Raw genomic sequence first — 20909 nt, 5'->3', positions numbered from 1 at the left:
TCCGAGGATCAGCGGGAGAGTCCTGTGAGCACGCGCATCGACCTGACCGCTTCGGACGGCACCACGGCCGCGCTCTCGACTCACGGCGCCGAACCGGTCTCCTGGCGGGTCGGCGGACACGAATACCTCTGGAGCGGCGATCCGGAGCACTGGAATCGCCACGCCCCCTGGCTGTTCCCGGTGGTGGGCGCCTCGGCCGGCGGGCACGTGACGGTCGGGTCCGCGCGCTACCCGATGGGCCAGCACGGCTTCGCCCGCGACCTACCCTTCGCGGTGGTGGCGCAGAGCGCCGACGCGGTGACCCTGCGCCTCACCGACGGACCGGAGACCCGGGCGCATTACCCCTTCGCCTTCCAGCTCGATATCGCCGCCCGGGTCCGCCCGGCCGGCCTCGACCTCGACGTGAGCGTGACCAACACGGGGGACGTGCCCCTGCCCTACGCCATCGGGTTCCACCCGGCCTTCCCGTGGCCCTTCGCGGGCGGCAGCCGCGCCCGGGACGGCGGCTACGCGGTGGAGTTCGAGCAGGCTGAGCGCCCGTTCGCACCCCAGGTCGGGCCCGGTGGACTGCTGCTGCGCGACGAGCAGCCGATCCCGATGACGGGGGCGACTCTGCCCCTCGATCCCGCGATCTTCACCGAAGCCTTCGTGATTCGGAACGCGCGCAGCCGCCGGATGCGTTTCGCGGGCCCCGATCGGACGATCCGCATGGACATGGCGGATTTCCCCCACCTCGCGATCTGGACGAAGCCGACGGCGCCGTTCCTGTCGCTCGAATGCTGGACCGGCCATGCCGACTGGGCCGATTTCTCCGGCGACCTCACCGAGCGCGACGCCCAGCGCCGCCTCGACCCGGACGCAGCGGCGCACCACGGCGTCCGGCTGACCCTGGAAAGCTGAGGCCTTGCGCGTCTGGATCGCGCGCCCCGAGCCCGGTGCGACGCGGACCGGCGCGGCGCTCGCGGCACGCGGCCACGCGCCCCTCGTGGCGCCGGTCCTGGCGGTGCGGCCCATCGGCGGGGCGCCGCCGGCCGGCCCCTTCGACGCGCTGCTGCTCACCAGTGCCAACGCGGTTCCGGCCTTGCGGGACGCCGCGGCCCTGCGCGGACTGCCGGTCTTCGTCGTGGGCGCCCGCACGGCCGCGACGGCGGCCCGCGCCGGCCTCAGTCCCGTGCGGGAAGGGCCGGGGGAGGCTGCCGGGCTCGCGGCCCTGGTGGCGGAGGCGCTTCCGGCGGGTGCGCGCGTGCTGCATGCCGCCGGCGCCGAGCGGAAGGCCGAACCCGCGGCCACGCTCACGGCGGCCGGATTCCAGGTGGCGACCTACGTGGCTTACGCGGCGGAGGCGCTGCCCGGATTGCCGGGCGCGGTCGACGGCGCCCTGTCGTGCGGCGACCTCGACGCTGCCTTCCATTACTCGCGGCGCAGCGCCGCCGTCGCCCTCGCCCTCGCGGATGGAGCGGGTCACGGCGGAGCTTTCCGCGGCCTGAGGCATTACTGCCTATCGGCGGATGTCGCCGCGCCCCTGGAAGCGGCCGGCGTCCCGATCCATTTCGTCGCGGCGCGACCGCGCGAAGCGGAGCTGCTCGACGCCCTCGGACCGCACCCGTAAGGGTGCGGTGACAGGGAGGCCGGGCCACCGTATCCCGCCCTCGCACACCGGGTCACCGCGGTGCTAGGGGGACACGGCGACGCATGAGAGTTGGAGGACCTGCCCGTGACGCCACCACCCAGCGACGCCGACAAGCCCGGATCCGGCAACCGGAAGCCGGATGCCGGATCGGGTCGGCCCGGGCAGCCGAATTCGCCCGGGGGCGATGCCAAGGTGACCCCCGCCCCGGCGACCCCCGCCCCGGCGTCCACCGCATCGATGGCCTCCTCATCGACGTCGTCGGCGACCGGTGGCGTGAAGCCGGCCGCCCCGGGTTCGACCGCGAGCGCGCCGCAGGGGGCCGGGCAGGGATCCGGCCAGGGATCCAGCCAGGGCTCCGGGATGCCGCCCAGGCCGGCGACCGAGCCGGTCGTGGCCGCGAAACCGGGCTCGACCGATGCGAAGCCTGATGCCGGCAAGCCGGGCTTCGGCGCCACGGGGCCGAAGCCCGCGACCGGACCCACCGCCCAGCCGATTGGCAGGCCCGACGCCGTGAAGGCCGACACCACCAAGTTCGACACGAAGACGGAGCCGCCCAGGGCCGGCATCGCCGGATCGACGGGGGCCGCCGCCAAGCCGGGCTCGGCCACCTCGTCATCGGGCTCGGCCACCTCGTCATCGACGGCATCGACGGCCTCCGGTGCGTCGGCCGCGGGCCCGAAGGTCGGGACCGAGCCGCCGAAGGCCGGCCAGCCGAGCGCGGGTCCTCAGGCGGGCACCCGTCCGGGCGGACCGACCTCCGGTGCCGCCGGCACGGTGGCGGCCGGTGCGGTGACGGCCGGGCCGATCATCGACATGAAGGCCAGCCGCGTCCCCGATACCTCCACCTCCGGGAAGGATGCGGGGAAGGATGCGGGCAGGGATGGGGGCAAGGGCGGGAAGGAGCCGCCGAAGGGGCCGGGTCCGGCAGCGGCTGCCGCCGCCGGTTCCACGGCCGGCGCGGTCCCGTCCGCTCGGGCCCGCGCGGGCTTCGGCTCGCTGGCGGCCGCCGGCCTGCTCGGCGGCGTGATCGGGGCGGGCCTCCTGTTCGGGGCCGAGAAGGCCGGGATCGGTCCCGATCCGCGCCTGAACGCCCTCGATCAGAAGCTGACCGGTCAGATCGCGTCCCTCGACAAGCGCCTCGACGGGCTCGCCCCCCGCGACGCCGTGGGCGCCCTCGACAAGCGGGTCGCCGCCGCAGAGGCAGCCGCCAAGCAGGCGTCGGAGAAGGGCGGCGTCCCGGTCGCGGCGTCGCCGGACGGGCAGCCGTCCTCGGCGCCGGCGACGGCCGTTCCCGCGGATCTCGTCGCACGCCTCGACAGCCTCGATCAGCGCGTGGCCGCGCTTCAGGAGGAGCCGGGCCGCGACCAGCCGGCCGAGTCCAAGCTCAACGCGGTCCAGGACGGCGGCAGGCCGCTCGCCGACCTCGACGCCCGCGTGAAGGCCCTCGAGGGGAGCGGCGCCGACAAGGGCGCGGCCGAGGATGCAGCCCGGAAGATCGCCGCGCTGCAGGGCGAGGTCGAGCAGAAGACCAAGGCGAATGCCGAGGCGGACGCAGCGCTGGGTCAGCGCCTCGATTCGCTGCAGCAGGCCCTCGACGCCCGGGTGAAGGCCGCCACCGAGGCCGTGCAGGCGGCGACGCAGGCGAGCCGCACCGCCGCGGAGGCTGGCCAGACCCAGGCCGCTGAGACCGCGAAGGCGGTCGACCGGCGCCTCCAGGAGCAGGCCGACAAGATCGCCGCCCTCGACAAGAGCGTGGCCCAGCGCGCCGAGGCCGGCACGGTCCAGGCGGCCCTCCGGGTCGTCGTGGCCGACCGCGTGGCGGCGGCTCTGGAATCCGGCATGCCGTACGCGGAGCCGCTGGCGACCCTGCGCCGGCTCGATCCCGGCGCGGACGCGCAGGCCCAGGCGCTCGCCCCCTTCGCCGACACGGGCGCTCCGACGGCGTCCCGCCTCGCCGACGCCTTCCGGCCGGTCGCCGAGCGGATCGCCGCCAAGCGGCAGGCGCAGCGGGCCAAGAGCGCGGCCGAGACCGGCGATTTCCGATCCAAGCTCCTCAGCATGGCGGACGGGCTCGTTCAGGTCCGCAAGGTCGACGCCCCGGCGGCCTCGGAGACCTCCGAGGATCCGGAGCACAAGGTCCAGGCCGCCCTCGACCGCAACGATCTGCCGGCGGCCTCCGCGGCCTTCGCGGCGCTCCCGGCCGAGGCGCAGGAGCAGGCGGGGGATTTCGGCGCCAAGCTCAAGACCCGGGCCGAGGCCGATCAGGCCGTGCGGACGCTGCTCGACAGCGCCTTCAAGGCCCTCCCGACCCCCGCGGCGTCCGCGGGCCGCTGAGACCGTGATGGCATCGATCCGCGCGCCGCGCGGCCGCGACCTCTCCGGGCGGGCGCGCAGGCGCTCCGCCCCTCCCGCACCCAGCGGCGGTCGCCCGCCGGCCGCCGACAGGAGATACTGACCCCATGTGGCGCGCCCTCGCCTTCCTGGCCCTGCTCGCACTCGCCGCCTTCGGGGCGGTCTGGATCGCCGACAGGCCCGGCACCGTCACCGTCGTCTGGAACGGCTACCAAGTCGGCACCAGCCTGGCGCTCGCCCTCGTCGGCGTCATCGCCGCCGCGATCGTCCTCGGCCTCCTCTGGGCGATCGTGCGCGGCGTGATCGGCCTGCCCGAAGCGCTGGTCCGGGGCTCCGCGGATCGCCGCCGGGCCAAGGGTCTGTCGGCCCTCTCGCGCGGCATGGTGGCGGTGGGCTCGGGGGATCCCCTGGCGGCCCGGCGCTACGCCGGGGATGCCGAGCGGCTCCTCGGCACCGAGCCCCTGACGCTCCTGCTCAAGGCGCAGGCTGCGCAGATCTCGGGCGACCGGGACGCCGCCGAGAGCGCCTTTCAGCGCATGGTCGACGATCCGGAGACGCGGGTGCTGGGCCTGCGCGGCCTGTTCGTGGAGGCCCGGCGCCGGGAGGACGAGACTGCCGCCCGCGCCTATGCCAGCGAGGCGGCCCGCCTCGCCCCGAGCGTCACCTGGGCCAACGACGCGCTCCTGGAGGCGCAGAGCGCGGACGGCGACTGGGGTTCCGCCCTGGAGACCATCGAGCGGCGCTCGTCCCTCGGCCTGATCGACAAGGCGAGCGCCCGCCGCCAGCGGGCCGTGCTGCTGACGGCGATCGCCGGCGAGCGCGAGGCCGGCGAGCCCGAACTCGCGGCGGAGCGCGTGCTGCAGGCGGTCAAGCTCGCCCCGGAGCTCGTGCCGGCGGCCTGCATCGCGGGGCGTCTCCTGTCCCGCCGCGGCGACCTGAAGAAGGCGTCCCGCGTCGTCGAGGCGGCCTGGAAGGCGAACCCGCATCCCGACCTCGCCAAGGTGTATCTCGGATTGCGCCCCGGCGATTCGGTCCGCGACCGGCTCGCCCGGGCCGAGACCCTGGCCAAGCTCTCCGTCTGGCATCCGGAATCCCGGCTCGCTCTGGGGCAGGCCGCCCTCGACGCGCGGGACTACAAGCGCGCCCGCGAGGCCGCGAAGCCCCTGCTCGCCGACCGACCGACCGCGCGTGCCTGCCTGCTGATGGCGGCGATCGAGGAGGCCGAGCACGGTGCCGCTTCCGGGCAGGCCCGCGAGTGGCTGGCCCGGGCCGCCCGCGCGCCGCGCGATCCCCTGTGGATCGCCGACGGCGTCGCCTCCGAGACCTGGGCCCCGGTTTCGCCGGTCACCGGCCGCCTCGACGCGTTCGTGTGGCGCGAGCCGCCCAACACCCTGGCGGCCCCCGAGCCGGCCGTGGAGCCGGAACCCGACGCGTCCGGACCCGTCCTGGTCCCGGCCAGAACGGTCGAGGCGTCCACGCCACCGATGGCGTCCCAGCCCCCCATAGCGGCCAAGCCGCCGATGGCGCCGAGCGCCGTCGCGCCGCTCCCGACCCTCGTCCCTGCGGCACCGGGCGCCCCCAAGGCATCCGGGAGCGATTCGGTCTCGGCCGGGATGGCCGCGGCGGCACCGGGCGACGCCAAGGCATCCGGCAGCGATCCGGTCTCGGCCGGGATGGCCGCCGCGGCGCTGCCGGCCTCCCAAGCCGCCGGGGTGCGCAGGACCGGCTGACCGGTCCTGCGACCTTCCGAGGGTCGCGCATCGGCTCGCGCGTCGCTCTTCTCTCCCTTGCTGAAAGGGATAGCCGCCCGTCTGTCGGAGCTGCGCCAACCGGCGACGCGGTAGGGTCGGGTTGCCGAGAGCGGGATGGGGCGCGCGCCTGTCTCTCAGGGCCCGCGCGTCCGGCGGAGCGGCACGGCTCGGATGGCGCGCCGCCGTCGGGCCCGCCCCGGCGATGGTGAGCCCGGCAAATCTATGTTCATGTCACAAGGTTCGGTCATCGGTATTTGTTGGAACGTCTCTACCGTGTAGCGTGTGTGTTCAGACGCCGACCGAGGATACGACCATCCGTCCACCCGCTCATGCTCCGGACAGGCTTCGGGACCCGTCGGCTCCGGCACGGATCGGGCGCCGCGCGGGGCGGGCCCGATGATCCTCGACGATGATGGCGAGCCGCGGCGACAGGTCGGCGCGTTGCCGTTCCGGCTCGGTCGGGATGGGAAGACCAAGATCCTGCTGGTGACGTCGCGGGAGAGCCGCCGCTGGGTCATCCCGAAGGGCTGGCCGATGAAGGGCCGGAAGCCGTTCCAGGCTGCGGCCCGCGAGGCTTTCGAGGAGGCGGGCCTGCGTGGCGCCGTCGGCAAGCGCCCGATCGGCCATTACCTGTACCAGAAGCGCCTCAAGAACCTCGACGCCGTCCTCTGCCAGGTGAAGGTGTTCCCGCTGAAGGTGCGCAAGCAGCTCAAGCATTTTCCGGAGGCGCACCAGCGGGAACTGCGCTGGTTCACCCCCGCCGAGGCAGCGGACGCGGTCTCCGAGCCGGGCCTCGCCGCGATCATTCGTGCCGCCTGCCGCACGTAATGCGTCCCGCCGCGCAACACGGCGTTGCCAACGCGGCGGCGATCCGTTATGGCCCCACTCGACCGGACGGACTTGCCCCTGCGGGGCGCCCGGGTCACCTGCTGCGGTAGCTCAGTGGTAGAGCACTTCATTGGTAATGAAGAGGTCGAGAGTTCAATCCTCTCTCGCAGCACCAGAATTCCCTAATCATCATAATGGCTTACCGAGCTGTTGGCACTACCGCGTCGCGCCTTCGAATAGCTTGGTGACCACCGGGTGACCACGCTTTTCGCCGCGCAGTTCGGTGACCAGTAGGCCGCGCGACAAACGCCAATTCATGCTGACAAAAGGCCGCGCCGACCCAAAGCGCGGCCAATGGCGCAGAATGGATCAATGGCCATGTCCAACGACGCTGTGCCGACCATTCGGTTTAACCGACCTCGTCCCGCCTTCCCTTCAAAACGGCCCCCGCGCCGCCCCGAACCGCCGAAGGCGCCTAACCGCCCAACGGCCGCAAAGCCTGCTAGCGAGCCTGGCGTATCCGGTCGAACCGGTGCTGAGGCGGGCAGTCGCGACGCCGTAGCGGCCGATGCAGAGCGCTTCCTGCATCACCTTCAAGGTGCCGGGTCGCAGTCGCTCGACAGTTCAGCCTGGTTGCATCGGGCGGGCTTGAACATCCGCAAGGCGTCAGACGCGCAGCACCTTGAAGCCATCGCTCTGGCCTACGCCACTTACGTCAAAGTTGGCGCCAGTCCGCTGCGTGACGCGATCGTGGATGAGCTTGAAACCTTAAGCGGGCGCAAGCGCTCGCGCACCACCCACGACCTGCACCTGATCGTCGAACGGTTCGTCTCCTACGGTGGCGAGACCCCGACCGAGCGTCTGGCGGCGCGCAAGCTGATCAGCCGCGACGTGCGGGCCATTCAGCACCTCGAATCAGCCAAGGTGCTGCCGAGCCGGGTTCAGGCCCTGGCCACGACGCCGGGCGAAGGATTGCATGCCTGGGCACGGCAGCGCGCAGTGGCGAAGCGGGTGTGCTTATCCCCGTCGGATGCCATCGCGCAGGCGCGACGGTCGAAGGCCGAGGCTCGGCAGCGGGCTTTGATCCATGAAGTAAGCTTTACGACGCGGCGGCCGGACGGTTCCCAGAAGGCTCAGCGCCGGTTCAAAATTACCGGTGTTCTCGAAGCCGAGATTGTGGGGCTGCGACGGCGCGTGAAGGACCTGGCAGCAAGAGCCGCGCAAAGCTTAGGTCCGCTGACATAGCTGACGGCCGAGCGGCGTCGGCTCGAACACAGCCGGAATGCGCCAGGAGCGAACATCGGCGTGACGCCTACAAGCGGACGTATAGCCCGAGGCGATGCAAGCCTTCGACGCCCTGCGCGCGGCGGGTAAAGCGCTCACCACCGTGAAGGGCAAGGATAAGGCTGCCTCTTTCGTCGAGCACGCTTACGCCGAACGCCTGCGGTCTGTGCAGTACGTCGATCTCGAGAGCGTCTTCATTGAACCCGTGGGTGAGGACCGGTACCGGGTCTACACCGGCAACGAACCGAAGCAGGTGGTCTGCGGGTTCGACCAGCCGCAGTTCCTCGACAAGCTGTGGTTTGAGGCGGGCTTGCAGGGTAAGGATGTGCCGGTGCAACCTCGCGCGCAGTCAGTACTGGATCCGCTACAATCGGCGTACTTCGGACAGAGTTACGCGCTCGTGCGCAACTCACTGCAACAACGTGGTTACACAGCCTTCGCCGTTCCGGATCCGATCACTGAACGCTGCAAGCCTGCCACCGAGCGGCTCTGCGAGACCTATCCAGAGGCTTTCTGCGAGAACGACATAGTAGCCGGAATAAGCTGCACATTTGTATACAAGCGAAACGGCACGAATCAAGTCATCGGCGTCGATGCGAATGTTGAGGGCCTGACGCAATATTCAGCTCGGATTAGCGTCACCGGCCTCAGGGAACTTGGCGTAGAGCCGTAAGAGACATTTAGTCTTCGCTTGCGAGCGCATCGAGATCGATGAGGATCAGCCGCAGTTCGCGCCAGTCGACTGAACCAGCACCAAGGCTGAAGCTCAAGTTCGTAGAATCTGAGGGGCGGGCCATACTCAGCCCTCCTCCTGGTCGCCGTCGTGGATGCAGCCAGACCAGTCGCCGTCGTCATCGGCCGGCTAGTTCTCGTCCCACTCGGTGTCGGCATCGAGCTCGGCCTCGCCACGCGGCTGCGGCCGCATGATCTCACCTGAGTGACGTGGATCCGTTCGGGACACCCGTGGCGTGTCGTGGGACCCAGCCACGTCAGTACTCGTCGGCGCGCATGATCGTGAGTACGCGGGTCGTAACCGCGGGGTCGGCTGGATCCAGCGAGCCGCCGAGTATTGCCCGATCGTAGGTATCGATTTTCCAGAAGAAGCGCTCACCGCCGACCTCAACCGCGCCGAAGTCGTGCTCGCCGTGGGGTTCGTTGTTGGGGTCGAAGCTGCTGAAGCGGCACACGGCCAGCAGCCGGTCAATGCGCTTGCGCGAATGCCGCTCGCCCTGCTCGCGCAGGTCGGCGTGGACACGCGGCGCGCCGTAGGTCTGATGCGAGCCGAGATGGACGGTGCGGATCCGCTTCAGTAATGCGGCGTCAGCCACCGCCCGTGCCGATCCAATGGATGCTCATCCGCAATCCCGAGGCGCGCTTCCCGTCTCAGGCTCTGCTCTGCATTGATTCGACGCGCGAGCCCGCGCAGATCGTGGGGTGATTCGTGCGGTGCTCGAGTGTCGAGGTCACCTTCCAAATGGCGCGCGCTCACCTCGCAGGGTGGAGACGCAGCGGCAGTGGTCGGACAAGGCCATCGCCCGCACCACGCCCTGCCTGCTCGCCCTGTTCTCGATCGTCACGCTGCTGGCTGCACGGCTCGCGGTCCGCCAACGGCAACGGATCGCGGCCGCCGCGTGGTACCCCAGACCGCGTCCGACCTCCGCCGATGCCCTGGCCGCCGTGCGCTCTGCGATCTGTTCTGAGCGGACTTTGACAACATCACCGCGCCGACGCGCCTGAGCAAAACCCCGCTTCCGTTTGCCAGCGCCCTGGGCCTATGACCTCTGCCACGCCGCCTGATCGGCCAAAGTCGAGCTAAGTGCACCAGATCAAAGATTGCTTTGCAATTAGTCGCGCAACAAAATCACTTCCTGGTTTAACTGCCTTAGGTGGCCAGCGACCAAAGCGAGATAATGTAACATCTGCGGTTTTCCCAAGATGGAAAACTAGACATTTTAGCAAGCCGCAATCCATTAACGGTAGAAAAAGTGTAGCTCAACATAGCACTATAAAAAATCCAGACGGATTAAAGGTTTGTATCATTCTTGGCAGGACAGACTTGTCGTACGTTCCTTCGGTATTTCGAGCGTCTCAGTGCGTAATTGCACAAACGGATCTCTGATTATTTTATAGTCGATATACCTTGGGTCGGCGAGGACAATCGGAAGGGCGTCCATCCGGGCGCCTGTATCTTGAAAGATTATGTCAATTTGCCTCGAATCAAAAATCATCTCGATACGTTTCATGCCATGATAGGCTGTGTAAGACAACTTTTCAGGTTTCATTCCGCGCTTGTAAAATGACATAAGCAGCAATGGTGCTTCCGATGATATAACGATGAGATTGACAACACATGTGGCGTTAGCAATCCTGTCGCCGAACTCAGCTGCCCGCATTTTGCTAGCTATGGTCATCTGACTTCGCCAATAAGTATTCCCGATGGGCGCGGGAACTATGAACCTTTGATCAATCGCCAATTTTTGACCGTGATATTCAACAATGGCAGGCTCAACAAAATCGGATAAGAACTGATTGGCAACGATCACCGTCACACACAAAATCAAGATCGTCTTCTTCGACAATTCAACCATCTCATCGATCATGAAGACCAAGAGAAGGCAAGTGCAAAAAATAACGGGTAGAAAATGGCGAGCTGGAACTGGATTTGGAAGCCATACTATTAGGCCAATTGTTATTGTAATGGCTGGACCGACGAGCCTCAGAAGATTTACAGATCGCCGACCCGAAATGCAGTAAATAATGACGGTAAATAGAAGGGCAACTACTGTTAAAAATCCCAAAGCTGAGCTTAATGCAACCGCGCCAATTGGGAGGTTGTTCAACTTATACCATGTCTCAAAAAATGGCGCCTCTTGCAATGATTTGGATGGATCTAACAACTGATAAGCGATTAACCGCGACAGAACCAAGGCTGTAGAGCAGAGTAATGCCCTAATGGCGATGTTCACTGCGGCATTTTTGAAGTTGCCATCTGCTATTTTTTTCAAAGGTATTAAGACGAACCATGGAAAAAAAAGTACTATGTCACCTCGAACACTACAGGCGAAAGTAAAGAGTATTACAGCAAGCGCTGCATAAAAAAACTTAAAATTACTTAAATGCTTGTCGCTATTGTATGATTCAAATGCACCGATCGACGCAAAGAACAGAGCTAGTGAAAGTAGAGTGGGATGTCCCGACTGAAAAACTTCTAAAAAACCTGGAGAGAAGAAAAATAGGGCGGACACCGTAAGAGCGATTTTCTCGCCGTAAACTATGAAGAGGGACAAGAAACAAGCGGTTGCTAGGATCAGAGAAGAAACTAAACCCACATAATTGAAGGCGATTACGACTGAATGACTATCGGATGCTTGCTGACCAAGCAAAAAATATATTGTTTGTATAAAACCGAAGGTCATGAACGAATTGTAATGAAGTGCGCTATTCACGTATGCTCTGCTGACAGCGCCATCGAGTATACCAGCGGCTTGATGGTATATATCAAGCTCCTGTAGAGTTTCCGTATGATGTATATTAATCCATACAGTTATCAATGGTATTATTATTAATAACAAAAACCTGCACATGCCCCTTATCATCTGCGTTCCCTCGAACATGAATCCCAAGATCTCACACGCTTTTCTGTTCATAGACAAAATACTTAGAAGATAAAAAGTTTAAAAAAACCAGAGGGATTATCGAAAGTAATTTAGCATTGTTAACATTAAAGTATTTGACTAACATCGTTACGATCAGTGCTGAAATTGAAGCAAGAGCACATTGTAGCACTGCGAAACGTAGAATAATTGATACTGCTGTGCTCAATTGCGTTATCGTCATTGAAAATGTAAAGATTTTGTTCATAAAAAAGCTGCTAATTGCCCCAGTCAAATACCCCGCCGCAGACGCTAAGCCGCTCCCTACGTCATTATAAAACAGGACTTGAAACACCACGAAGTCCAAACCAGTGTTAATGATTCCGACTGTCGCGAAGATTGCAAACTGAAGCATCGTACGCGCGTATTTAAAATTTGTTTTCATGATAATTTCGCCCTAAGGATCTAGCTTGTGAATAGAAGTGGCAAGTTTCTAAACCTCCCTGTCCTTCTCTCCGATCTCAAATGTATATAATTAAGGTCTCGTGGAGGCATCTGCGACATCAAATACATACGAAAGATCAATTGGAGCACCTGTTGGTTTAATTAAGTAGATCTTATTAGAAACGCTACACATCAGCCTCGATTCGCAGTTCCCCCTTTTGCACAAAATCAATAATGTAGAGTGGTCGCCCTTTTATTTGCTGAGTTATCCTTCCAATATATTCCCCGATGATGCCGAGAACGATTAGTTGGACGGCACTAAAAACTGAAATGGCGGTAAGAAGGCTGGCCCAGCCTGCGATCGTTTGCCCCTCAAAATATGAAAATACAGTGTATCCTAGCAGCAATACCGCGACGATAGAGAATATACACCCCAAGTAAGTGGCGATCCGGAGCGGAACCGTTGAAAAGCTGGTAATTGCGTCCGTCGCGAACCTAATCATTTTGCTTAAGGGGTATTTTGTTTCACCTCCATATCGCGCATCTCTATTATATAAAAGCGGTGTTTGTTTTCCGCCAATCCAACTAACCATTCCTCGAATAAATCTATTCTGTTCCGGCATGTTAAGAAATATTTTCACCACCCTCCGCCTCATAAGCCGAAAATCGCCTGTGTCTTTAGGCACTGGGGTCGGACTAAGGAATGAAAGTGTTCTGTAAAACAAATCAGCTGTAACTAACTTGAAATACGTCTCCCCTTTTCTAGCCATTCGTTTGCCGTAAACCACATCGGCCCCCTGGTCCATTATCCGCATCATTTCCGGGAGCAGTTCGGGCGGATCCTGTAAATCTGCGTCAATTAATAGAACTCTATCGCCATTTGAAGCCGAAAGCCCAGCTGTAGCTGCAAGCTGATGACCATGATTGCGAAGTAGTTTAACTCCCACTATTCTGTCGTTGTTCCTTGTCTCGGCAGCTATAATGTTCCACGTTTCGTCACATGATCCATCGTCAACCAAAATTAGTTCGTAATCATCATCGACCAAATTAGTGCAAACTGGCACAGTTCTTCTTATGAACTCTAGAATTGACTCTTCTTCATTGTGACAAGGAGCCACCACCGAAATTTTCTTTCTCTGAGATCTTGAATGCTTAAGGACAGGATCTGCTAAAAGCATGTTCATGGTTTTTCCTTCAAAGCCTACATATATCGGTTCTGTATTACTTAATTTGTATCGTTGTCAATTACCAAAACATGTTCGAACAATAAACTCAGTATTTTTAGCAATATAAGTAAAAATGAAGCAGCATATCTTCCTGTTTTCTCGGACCCTTAAATATATCCCTTCCCCAGCTTTGCTACCGGTCTGCGCTCAGTTGTTATTTTCTGACTGAGCGATCCGATTTCGAGGGCTTCATGATTTTAATGTTTGACGAAGTTCATCTATGTTTATGGAATTTTATGCAGTAATTGACGAATAAGATCTGTCTGAAATTTTTTTACAATCGATCAGCATTTTGGCGCAAATCGAATACCGTGGCGATCGCATAACAGCAGCAGTTCTATCGAGGGTCTTATTAGTAGATGGGTCGTACGATTTGGACAGTGATGGCATGTAGTAAGACGTGCCTTCATTTTAGCAGTGATCGATGCGATGTAGATTACTTGGTAGTTGAAAAATAATTGGGTGACGTTGCTTTTATAAAGAAACTCGATTTAGAAACATGGCTCCAGGTGCTGATCGAACTTGGGTGGGGTGTTGGGCGTAGCGCCCCCGGTTTTGATCTTGTACCTGATCAAGTCGCCATAGCAACCTTGAGCGGCGAACGCGCTACAGTAAGTTGCTGCGCTCAGTTAAAAGGCAGAAGCCGTGTGGTCGACCGTTTATCCGCTCTTGGAAAGCCAAGTGCATGGCTGGCGTGATCGGTGATGGCGTTTCTCCTGTTGAAGCGCCAATCCTGCGAGTTGGTATGGTCTTAGTCCTATCTCGCTTCTTCTAGGCAGCGCTTCGAGGAGCCTTTACGGCGTTGGTGACGATCAGTACGTGGGTAGCGAGTCGCTGACAGGAGCAAACCTCTAGACCAAGCCGATACAGGCTCCCGTAACCACTTAGCTCGACTTTGGCCGATCAGGCGGCGTGGCAGAGGTCATAGGCCCAGGGCGCTGGCAAACGGAAGCGGGGTTTTGTTCAGGCGCGTCGGCGCGGTGATGTTGTCAAAGTCCGCTCAGAACAGATCGCAGAGCGCACGGCGGCCAGGGCATCGGCGGAGGTCGGACGCGGTCTGGGGTACCACGCGGCGGCCGCGATCCGTTGCCGTTGGCGGACCGCGAGCCGTGCAGCCAGCAGCGTGACGATCGAGAACAGGGCGAGCAGGCAGGGCGTGGTGCGGGCGATGGCCTTGTCCGACCACTGCCGCTGCGTCTCCACCCTGCGAGGTGAGCGCGCGCCATTTGGAAGGTGACCTCGACACTCGAGCACCGCACGAATCACCCCACGATCTGCGCGGGCTCGCGCATCGGTTCGTTGCAGAGCAGGGCCTGCGGTGCAAAGCGGCTTTCGGGATCGCGCACCAGCACCCATCGGATCGGCACGACCGGCAGACCGCCGTGCCGCCACACGGCGGTCCCGGAGGCGATCTCAAGGGTGCGTTCGCCTGCCCCGTACCAGCCGCGCACCACGACCGCGTGCCAGCGCGTGTCCTTGGCCGCGAGGATCGCGGCGAGCGTCGGCAGCCGCGCGCCTTTGGTCCGCGGGCGTCCGATCGTGCCGGGCGGCCGCGGTGGGGCGGGATCGTTGAGAGCAGCATCCAGCCGCAGGCGGGTGATCGTCGTGATGCGGGCGCGGCGCATCGCGTCGAGGAACAGCAAGGCCGAGAAGCCGCTGTCGCCCACCACCACGAGGTCGCGTACGCGCAGCCAGCGGCGAGCCTGGAGAGCGAGTTGGCGTCCGACGTCGAGCAGAGGCTTGTGCCGACGGCCCCGTTCACGACAGGCGCGCTCTGACGGCACCAACGCGGTCCGGAACGGCAGCGCCCAGACGCGCCCCGCCCAGGGAATTGGGGCGAGCACCATCAGGCTCATCCAGCGCAGCCCGCTCGCCTTGACGAAATGGCTGTCGGAGGAGCGAACTGGATCACGGTAGATGCCCTTGGCCGCGATCTGCTTGCCGCGGCGGCGCTCGATCGTATCGTCCAGTCCCAGGACCACGGGGCCGCGTTGCGCGAACGCATCGACGAGGAGCCCGAGCAGGATACGGCTGCCGGAGCGCGGGCACCACGCCGCCCGGCTGAGGATGCGGTGGACGTTCACGAACCGCCGCTCCTGCGCGCGGCCGATGATGCGCAGGACGCTCGTCACCGTGCGCCGCCCCGGCGTCAGGATCGCGCCGATCAGCAACAGCTGAGCATGGCGCCAGGAGCGGTGGACGAACAGCGGTGCGAACGCCAGGATGATCCCGGCGAAGCGGGCAGGCAGGGGCAGCATGGCGGTGTCTCTTGGCGGGGACGCCATCAGCCTATCCGTCACGCCCGCGTCGTCACCTCCGCCCACTCGACGCGCCGCAAATGTCCAAAGTCGAGCTTAGATCAAGACGAATTGCCTTTCTTTATGATAGCCTGCTCTTTTGGAGGTTGTTAAGTGGCTTTCCCAATCGCATCTCTTCCGTCAACCGATTTCAAGCAGATCGGCGTTATACCCGCAGGTATCGGATCGCCGGCGCTCATCCGTGGTTCTGCAGATCTTTCCACCTCACCTGGCGTAGTGGTTGGAAGCCTGTCTAATGCCTCGGAACGCGTTGCAAATGGCCGTTCTTTGCAAGCTGCGCTAAATTGGTGTGCCATCAATGGTAAATATGCGGAGATGCCCCCTGGACGCTACGAGTTCATCGCAGTCGGTAGACAAGATCGTACTAATATTGGATTGCATTGCAGAAAAGAAGTCCCCGGACTGATTGGAGCTGGGGCGGCTGTCAATAGAGGTACCACACTCATTCAGTATGCTAAAAATCAGCCAGTTTTGACTATTGGCGATGTGGGACAAAACGATGCCGATTCTATTGGGCAAGGACAATTTCGGGGATATCGACTTGGATACGGAGTGGATCAGTCCGGTCATATTCAAGCAAACGGTTTGCTACTAGGACGTATTTGCTTCTCCAATTTTGATGATATCACTGTTAGCCGCTTTGCCAGCGGGATTTTATTTGATCCTTATATAGGCATTTGCATTGGAGCTTCAGACAGGCAGTTCTTTTTTTCAAATCTAATTGGTCGCGTTGAAGTTGACGGAGCACAGCAATCTTTACTCTCCATGAATGCAAACAGCACTGGTAATCATTGGAACAGTTTGTATCTTGGGGGCGGAACATTTGGAAGACGTGTCGCCTTATCTGGTCCTGCGATGTGGGCAAATTTATCGGGCGCTGAATTTGGGTCGATTGCGCAGCTTAACATTGAATGGTGCGAAGCGCCGATCATGCTCCGCAACGATTCCCTAGCACTCAACATCGATCATCTGCATATAGAAGGAGTAGCGCCAATCGGGCTTAGTCCGTCTCTGGTGCGCAATGTCGCCGGCATGCTGAATATTAGGTCATTTCGGGCACTCAATTGCTGGTTCAATTCAAAGTTTGCAACTGGGACAATCAAGATCTTTGCCGGCTTTAACGACGCTCGTACGTCGATCGAACAAGCGGATCTTAGATGGGATGGCGCTGACTACCATTCAGAAGCTACATCGTCTCTCCCTATCGATCTATATAAAGATGATCGTGCCCCTTCGGTGAGGGGGTCAATCTTTGAAGTGGGACAATTCCAAATTGCTGGGCACTCTGGGCATTTCAAATTGGATTCGAAGCCCCAATCCGATTCGTTGGTCGGAGGAGCGAAGATTTCGTTTTTTCGTCGGTATACTTTCGATACGATGCTGTCTTCGACGGAAGGAGTGACGGTCACAATGGAAGACGAGTCGTTAACGATTTACGGACAGCATAAATATTCTAGAGTCGTTGCAACGAACAGTTTTACTGCTAATCGAATTCTTAGACTTGGCCACCGGTTAGCGGCCAATGGTCCAGGTTCTTCCTCAAAGCGTTTGCCTGGTGATATAATCCAAGTTTATCGGCCGGCAGAAAGTGTATTTGATCTTCAAGTGCGTGCTCACGATGGCGCTTCGATACTTTTCACGTTCTACAGTGGCGCTCCTGTAGAGACGGAGAAATTTTTTGAGTGGTCTGGCGATGATTGGGTGCTGCTTTGAAAGCAACGCGCCAGTATTAGTAACTACGTTAACATAATCGAGAAGTCATTTTAGGTTGTTGTTTGTGCATTAAGTGACGGTTATCTCGGTAGTTTTATTGAATTTGCCAAAACTGCAGCTGCTGTTATTTCAACGGGTGCTTTGCGCTGTTTCTCGACCATCGTCTCAGTCCGTTCGCTAAATCCCTGCGAACGTATTGTCGCCTTCGCGGCGCTCATCGGTTCCGGGCTCCGGCTGTTTGATTGCGGAACGTCGTCGGAATGTGGCGCGATGAGCGATCAAAGCTTACGCTTTACGGTTCGACGGTGTGCGCCGCCAGTCTGCTAGGCGGGAGCGCTGATGCTCGCTATCGATCCCCAGGCCCGCACGACCCCGACCGTGCGTACAAGATCGTCCGCTAGCACGAGAGCTCCGGCGTGCTGGCCAAGCGCTCTGGCGTCTCGGCCGAGATCATCCGCAAGCGGCGCAAACGGCCGTGTCCCTGGCGTTGGTGTAGTTAGAGCGTTTTCAATTTAATCCGGCTCATATCTTGCGGCTGCGAAAAGGTTGGCACATCCGTTGGGCGTGATGGTGTCGATTAACTGGCCGATGGCTGTCCATAATCCCTGGACGATGCGCTCAGCGGCCTCCGCAGCAGCGGCTTATGCTTGGAGAAGACTATCTCGATCGGGTTGAAGTCTGGCGATTCGGCGAAGAGGTAGAGCAGCCGAGCTCCCACCGCCTCGATCCGCTCGCGGATGCCGCTGACCTTGTGGGCTGGCAGGTTATCCATGACGACCGTGTCGGCGGGCTGGAACGTTGGAGCGAGCACGTCGGCCACGTAGCTGCGGAAGGTCTGCCCGTTCATGGCACCGTCCAGCAGCCAGGGTGCGGTGATGCCGCTGGTGCGCAGACCCACCGTGACGGTGGTGGTTTCCCAGCGGCCTTGCGACACGCTCGTCCGGCAGCGTTCGCCCCTTGGAGCACGTTTGTAGCGCCGGGCCATGACGGTGTTGGATGCGGTCTCGTCGATGAACACGAGGCGATCCGGATCGAGGTCGCGTTGGCCCTCGAACCACGCCTCGCGCGCAGCTCCACGTCCTCCCGGTCCTGCTCGGCCGCCTGACCCGTACTTTTTTTCGCGAGATGACTTAACGCTTGAACAAGCGCGAGAGGCTGCTCTGGGCCACGCAGATGCCGTGCTCGGCGAGAGCCGCACGGAGTTCGTGAAGGTAGATGCCGGGCTGCGCCTCGTAGAGGAAGACGATCAGGTCGGCCTGCACCTCGATCTGGTGCGAGCGCTGATCGCCGCCCATCGACTTGGGCGCGAGGTTGCCCTCTCGGGCGAAGCGCTCACACCACCGACTGGCGCTCGCCAGGCTGACCCCAAAGCGTTCGGCAGCTTTGTGTCGGGAGGCGTCGGCCGCGACGGCATGGACCACGCGCTGACGCAGATCGACGGACAGGGCTGAAGACATCGACGCTCTCCTTCGCCGATTAACCCTTCACGCCGCCAGCCGTTTGATCACGTTCGGATGGTGCTCTAGCACTGGCCGAAATGAATTTTATTGATCTGCTCGAGGCAGTGCACCTGCTCGGCGCGTCTAGCAACGGCAGGGGCCATCCAGCAGTTGACCATCCGGAAGCAGCAACCGAGGCAACTATGGCCCCGGGGATCAATTTTTCGTTAACCATTTTCGTAAACTATTTTAGCCAAACTCGCGGCTCGGCCGTGCGAAATAATGACTATGATCGAGAGCGATTATCATGCTACAAACCGGTATTTATGGTGGCAATGACCCCAATAATGTAGCATCTTATAATACCTGGGCCGGCAAGTCTGCAGACAATGTTCTCGTGTTTCTGAATCAAAATAGTTGGCAAGCATTTGATAGTTCGATCTCATACTCAGTTGATATGTGGAAAGGCTCCTCATCCGACCCGATCTACTCCGTTCCCTTGACCGTAACAGGTACGAGTTTAGAGCAGACCGCGAGCGGATCATACAACGATCATTATCTCAATGCCGCGCAATCTATGGCGGCGGCAAGCGACACCAATCAACCAATCTACGTCCGTCTCGGATGGGAGTTCAACGGGGACTGGCAACCCTGGGCCGCCGCAGGACACGAGGCCGCCTTCATCACGACATACCAAAATGCGGCCCAAACCTTTCAATCTGTTTCTAGTAAATTCAAATTTGTTTGGGATATGAATATAGATGGCGGAAACATGGATCCGTCTAAAGCATATCCGGGTGACAATTATGTCGATGTGATCGGATCTGATATATATTACAACCATCAATGGGACTCATCCGATCCTATTTCTGCCTTCAACCACAAAGTATCCACAGATTATGGCTTGAATTGGCAATCAAATTTTGCACAAGCGCACGATAAGCCGACAGCAATCTCTGAATGGGGGGTTTCCAGTAATAACGACGGTCCATATGTTCAGTCTATGTTCAAATGGATGACCGATCATGATATGATTTACGAAAATTACTGGGAATCAAACGGAGCTTACCCCGGTGAATTGCATAATGGACAATATCCCAAGGCAGGCGCCGCATTCAAAGCCGCGATCGCTAATCTGTCACCACCACCGGATCCGGGCAACCATGGCGGCGGCACTCCGGTGAATGGCGGCAGTGCATCCACTGACCCTGGTGCTGCTTCCGGCTCCGATAAGCCGACGCCGGATCCGGGCAACCATGGCGGCGGCACTCCGGTGAATGGCGGCAGTGCATCCACTGACCCTGGTGCTGCTTCCGGCTCCGATAAGCCGACGCCGTCACCTGCCTCGATTAATCCGAACGCAGCTCAAACGGCCGGCCCAGCCCGCTGCTACGTCTCAGGAACGCGCATCCGCGTTCTTCGCGCGCTCACCATCCAAGACGTGCCAGTCGAACGCCTATGCGTGGGCGACCTCGTCATCACCGCCGCCGGCAAACCGCGTCCCATCCGGTGGATCGGCAACCGCAGCTACGTCGGTTTGACGGCTCCAAAGCACGACCGCCCAGTGCGCATTAAAGCTAGAGCGCTCAGCGATGGCATCCCCACCCGCGACCTGCTTGTATCCCCAGATCATGCTCTGATGGTCGACGGCCTGTTCATCGCCGCTGGCCACCTCGTCAACGGCACTTCGATCACGCGCGGCGAGGTGGTTCAGGACCTCACCTATTGGCATGTCGAGTTGGACGGCCACGATCTCCTGCTGGCCGAGAACACACCAGCGGAGAGCTTCCTGCCCGCCCCTGGCTTGCGTGCAGGCTTCGACGGTGTCCACGCTCTCGACGCCGGCGCAGCGCCCATGTCCTACGCTCCTCGAACCGAACTTGGCTCCGAACTCGCCGCGCTGCGTGGGCGCTTGGCCCGTCGCGCCGTCTCATCAGGTGACACCGCAGAGTTAGGTCCCGTGCGTGCCTGGCTTGACCGATGCGTGGTTGGAGGCGATGGCCTGTTGCACGTGGCCGGCTGGGCTCTGGACGCCAACCAGCCGGACGCCCCGGTTTGCCTGGATATCCTCGTGGACGGCACGATCGTGGCTCTGGCTGTGGCCTCCGAGTACCGCGCCGACATCGCGGCGGCTGGGGTGGGGAACGGTCGCCACGGCTTCGATCTCGGCTTGGCGGTGCCCTTGGTTTCGGGCGTGCCGCATTTAATCGACGTGCGCCGCTCGGCCGACGGAACTCTGGTGTGCGCCAAGCAGGTCGATGCGGCGGGAGCATGGACGGCGCTGCTGGCGGCGTAGCTGTCTGGCTGCGGAACGTCGTCGGAATGTGGCGC

The 20909-nt window shown here is 61.3% G+C and carries 14 protein-coding genes, 1 tRNA gene and 1 pseudogene; 10 read left to right on the top strand and 6 right to left on the bottom strand.

Features of this window, described 5'->3' with window-relative positions; all coding sequences use genetic code 11:
* The first annotated feature begins 24 nt into the window (after nt 1-24).
* The 8 genes from MFF58_RS00945 to MFF58_RS00910 all read left to right on the top strand — a co-directional run bounded on the left by MFF58_RS00945 (nt 25) and on the right by MFF58_RS00910 (nt 8518).
* Nucleotides 25-900 (top strand): aldose 1-epimerase family protein, encoded by an 876-nt coding sequence (locus MFF58_RS00945; protein WP_238284688.1) that lies wholly within the window; start codon nt 25-27, stop codon nt 898-900.
* Nucleotides 901-904: 4 nt separating this feature from the next.
* Entirely contained in the window at nt 905-1609 is a 705-nt protein-coding gene (locus tag MFF58_RS00940; RefSeq protein ID WP_238284687.1) for a uroporphyrinogen-III synthase, read from the top strand.
* A gap of 105 nt (nt 1610-1714) precedes the next feature.
* Entirely contained in the window at nt 1715-3964 is a 2250-nt protein-coding gene (locus MFF58_RS00935; RefSeq protein ID WP_238284686.1) for a translation initiation factor 2, read from the top strand.
* 125 nt (nt 3965-4089) lie between these two features.
* A complete protein-coding gene (locus MFF58_RS00930) occupies nt 4090-5712 on the top strand; it encodes a heme biosynthesis protein HemY (RefSeq protein ID WP_238284685.1) in 1623 nt (540 codons plus the stop codon).
* 417 nt (nt 5713-6129) lie between these two features.
* On the top strand, nt 6130-6561 hold the full coding sequence (locus tag MFF58_RS00925; protein ID WP_238284684.1) for an NUDIX hydrolase: 432 nt from the start codon (nt 6130-6132) through the stop codon (nt 6559-6561).
* A 100-nt stretch (nt 6562-6661) separates the two neighbouring features.
* Nucleotides 6662-6736: transfer RNA gene (locus tag MFF58_RS00920), tRNA-Thr, on the top strand.
* Between the two features lie 473 nt (nt 6737-7209).
* A complete protein-coding gene (locus MFF58_RS00915; protein WP_238284683.1) occupies nt 7210-7806 on the top strand; it encodes a hypothetical protein in 597 nt (198 codons plus the stop codon).
* A 94-nt stretch (nt 7807-7900) separates the two neighbouring features.
* Nucleotides 7901-8518: a hypothetical protein gene (locus tag MFF58_RS00910; protein WP_238284682.1), complete on the top strand. Its 618-nt coding sequence runs from the start codon at nt 7901-7903 to the stop codon at nt 8516-8518.
* Between the two features lie 316 nt (nt 8519-8834).
* On the opposite strand, the gene MFF58_RS00905 is transcribed toward MFF58_RS00910, so the two are convergent.
* The 5 genes from MFF58_RS00905 to MFF58_RS00890 all read right to left on the bottom strand — a co-directional run bounded on the left by MFF58_RS00905 (nt 8835) and on the right by MFF58_RS00890 (nt 15366).
* Complete coding sequence (locus MFF58_RS00905; RefSeq protein ID WP_238284681.1) at nt 8835-9173, bottom strand: DUF3768 domain-containing protein; 339 nt, start codon at nt 9171-9173, stop codon at nt 8835-8837.
* A gap of 708 nt (nt 9174-9881) precedes the next feature.
* The gene (locus MFF58_RS00900) at nt 9882-11261 is read right to left on the bottom strand and encodes a hypothetical protein (protein WP_238284680.1); all 1380 of its coding nucleotides are present in this window, start codon (nt 11259-11261) and stop codon (nt 9882-9884) included.
* A gap of 211 nt (nt 11262-11472) precedes the next feature.
* Nucleotides 11473-11853 carry a GtrA family protein gene (locus MFF58_RS32530; protein WP_353959811.1) on the bottom strand — a complete coding sequence of 127 codons (381 nt, stop codon included), beginning with the start codon at nt 11851-11853 and terminating at the stop codon, nt 11473-11475.
* A 214-nt stretch (nt 11854-12067) separates the two neighbouring features.
* Complete coding sequence (locus tag MFF58_RS00895; protein WP_238284679.1) at nt 12068-13066, bottom strand: glycosyltransferase family 2 protein; 999 nt, start codon at nt 13064-13066, stop codon at nt 12068-12070.
* Between the two features lie 1304 nt (nt 13067-14370).
* Nucleotides 14371-15366: an IS701 family transposase gene (locus MFF58_RS00890; RefSeq protein ID WP_238284678.1), complete on the bottom strand. Its 996-nt coding sequence runs from the start codon at nt 15364-15366 to the stop codon at nt 14371-14373.
* A gap of 153 nt (nt 15367-15519) precedes the next feature.
* Here MFF58_RS00890 and MFF58_RS00885 point away from each other — a divergent pair, with 153 nt between their 5' ends.
* A complete protein-coding gene (locus MFF58_RS00885) occupies nt 15520-17139 on the top strand; it encodes a hypothetical protein (RefSeq protein WP_238284677.1) in 1620 nt (539 codons plus the stop codon).
* Nucleotides 17140-17651: 512 nt separating this feature from the next.
* Here the strand turns inward: MFF58_RS00885 and MFF58_RS00880 are convergent.
* Nucleotides 17652-18596: pseudogene (locus MFF58_RS00880) on the bottom strand (IS630 family transposase).
* A gap of 289 nt (nt 18597-18885) precedes the next feature.
* On the opposite strand from MFF58_RS00880, the gene MFF58_RS00875 reads away from it, so the two are divergent.
* Nucleotides 18886-20874 (top strand): Hint domain-containing protein, encoded by a 1989-nt coding sequence (locus tag MFF58_RS00875; RefSeq protein WP_238284676.1) that lies wholly within the window; start codon nt 18886-18888, stop codon nt 20872-20874.
* Nucleotides 20875-20909 lie beyond the last annotated feature (35 nt).

The sequence above is a fragment of the Methylobacterium longum genome (assembly GCF_022179385.1).
In the GTDB taxonomy this organism is placed as follows: Bacteria; Pseudomonadota; Alphaproteobacteria; order Rhizobiales; family Beijerinckiaceae; genus Methylobacterium; species Methylobacterium longum.
Note: the sequence above shows the minus strand (reverse complement) of the source record. Positions and strands in the feature narration are given on the sequence as shown.

What these genes read in the sequence shown, in the direction of transcription:
- MFF58_RS32530 (WP_353959811.1), bottom strand. Translation starts at nt 11,853, where the DNA reads ATGCTTCAGTTTGCAATCTTCGCGACAGTCGGAATCATTAACACTGGT.
- MFF58_RS00910 (WP_238284682.1), top strand. Translation starts at nt 7,901, where the DNA reads ATGCAAGCCTTCGACGCCCTGCGCGCGGCGGGTAAAGCGCTCACCACC.
- MFF58_RS00895 (WP_238284679.1), bottom strand. Translation starts at nt 13,066, where the DNA reads ATGAACATGCTTTTAGCAGATCCTGTCCTTAAGCATTCAAGATCTCAG.
- MFF58_RS00900 (WP_238284680.1), bottom strand. Translation starts at nt 11,261, where the DNA reads ATGACCTTCGGTTTTATACAAACAATATATTTTTTGCTTGGTCAGCAA.
- MFF58_RS00890 (WP_238284678.1), bottom strand. Translation starts at nt 15,366, where the DNA reads ATGCTGCCCCTGCCTGCCCGCTTCGCCGGGATCATCCTGGCGTTCGCA.
- MFF58_RS00930 (WP_238284685.1), top strand. Translation starts at nt 4,090, where the DNA reads ATGTGGCGCGCCCTCGCCTTCCTGGCCCTGCTCGCACTCGCCGCCTTC.
- MFF58_RS00875 (WP_238284676.1), top strand. Translation starts at nt 18,886, where the DNA reads ATGCTACAAACCGGTATTTATGGTGGCAATGACCCCAATAATGTAGCA.
- MFF58_RS00925 (WP_238284684.1), top strand. Translation starts at nt 6,130, where the DNA reads ATGATCCTCGACGATGATGGCGAGCCGCGGCGACAGGTCGGCGCGTTG.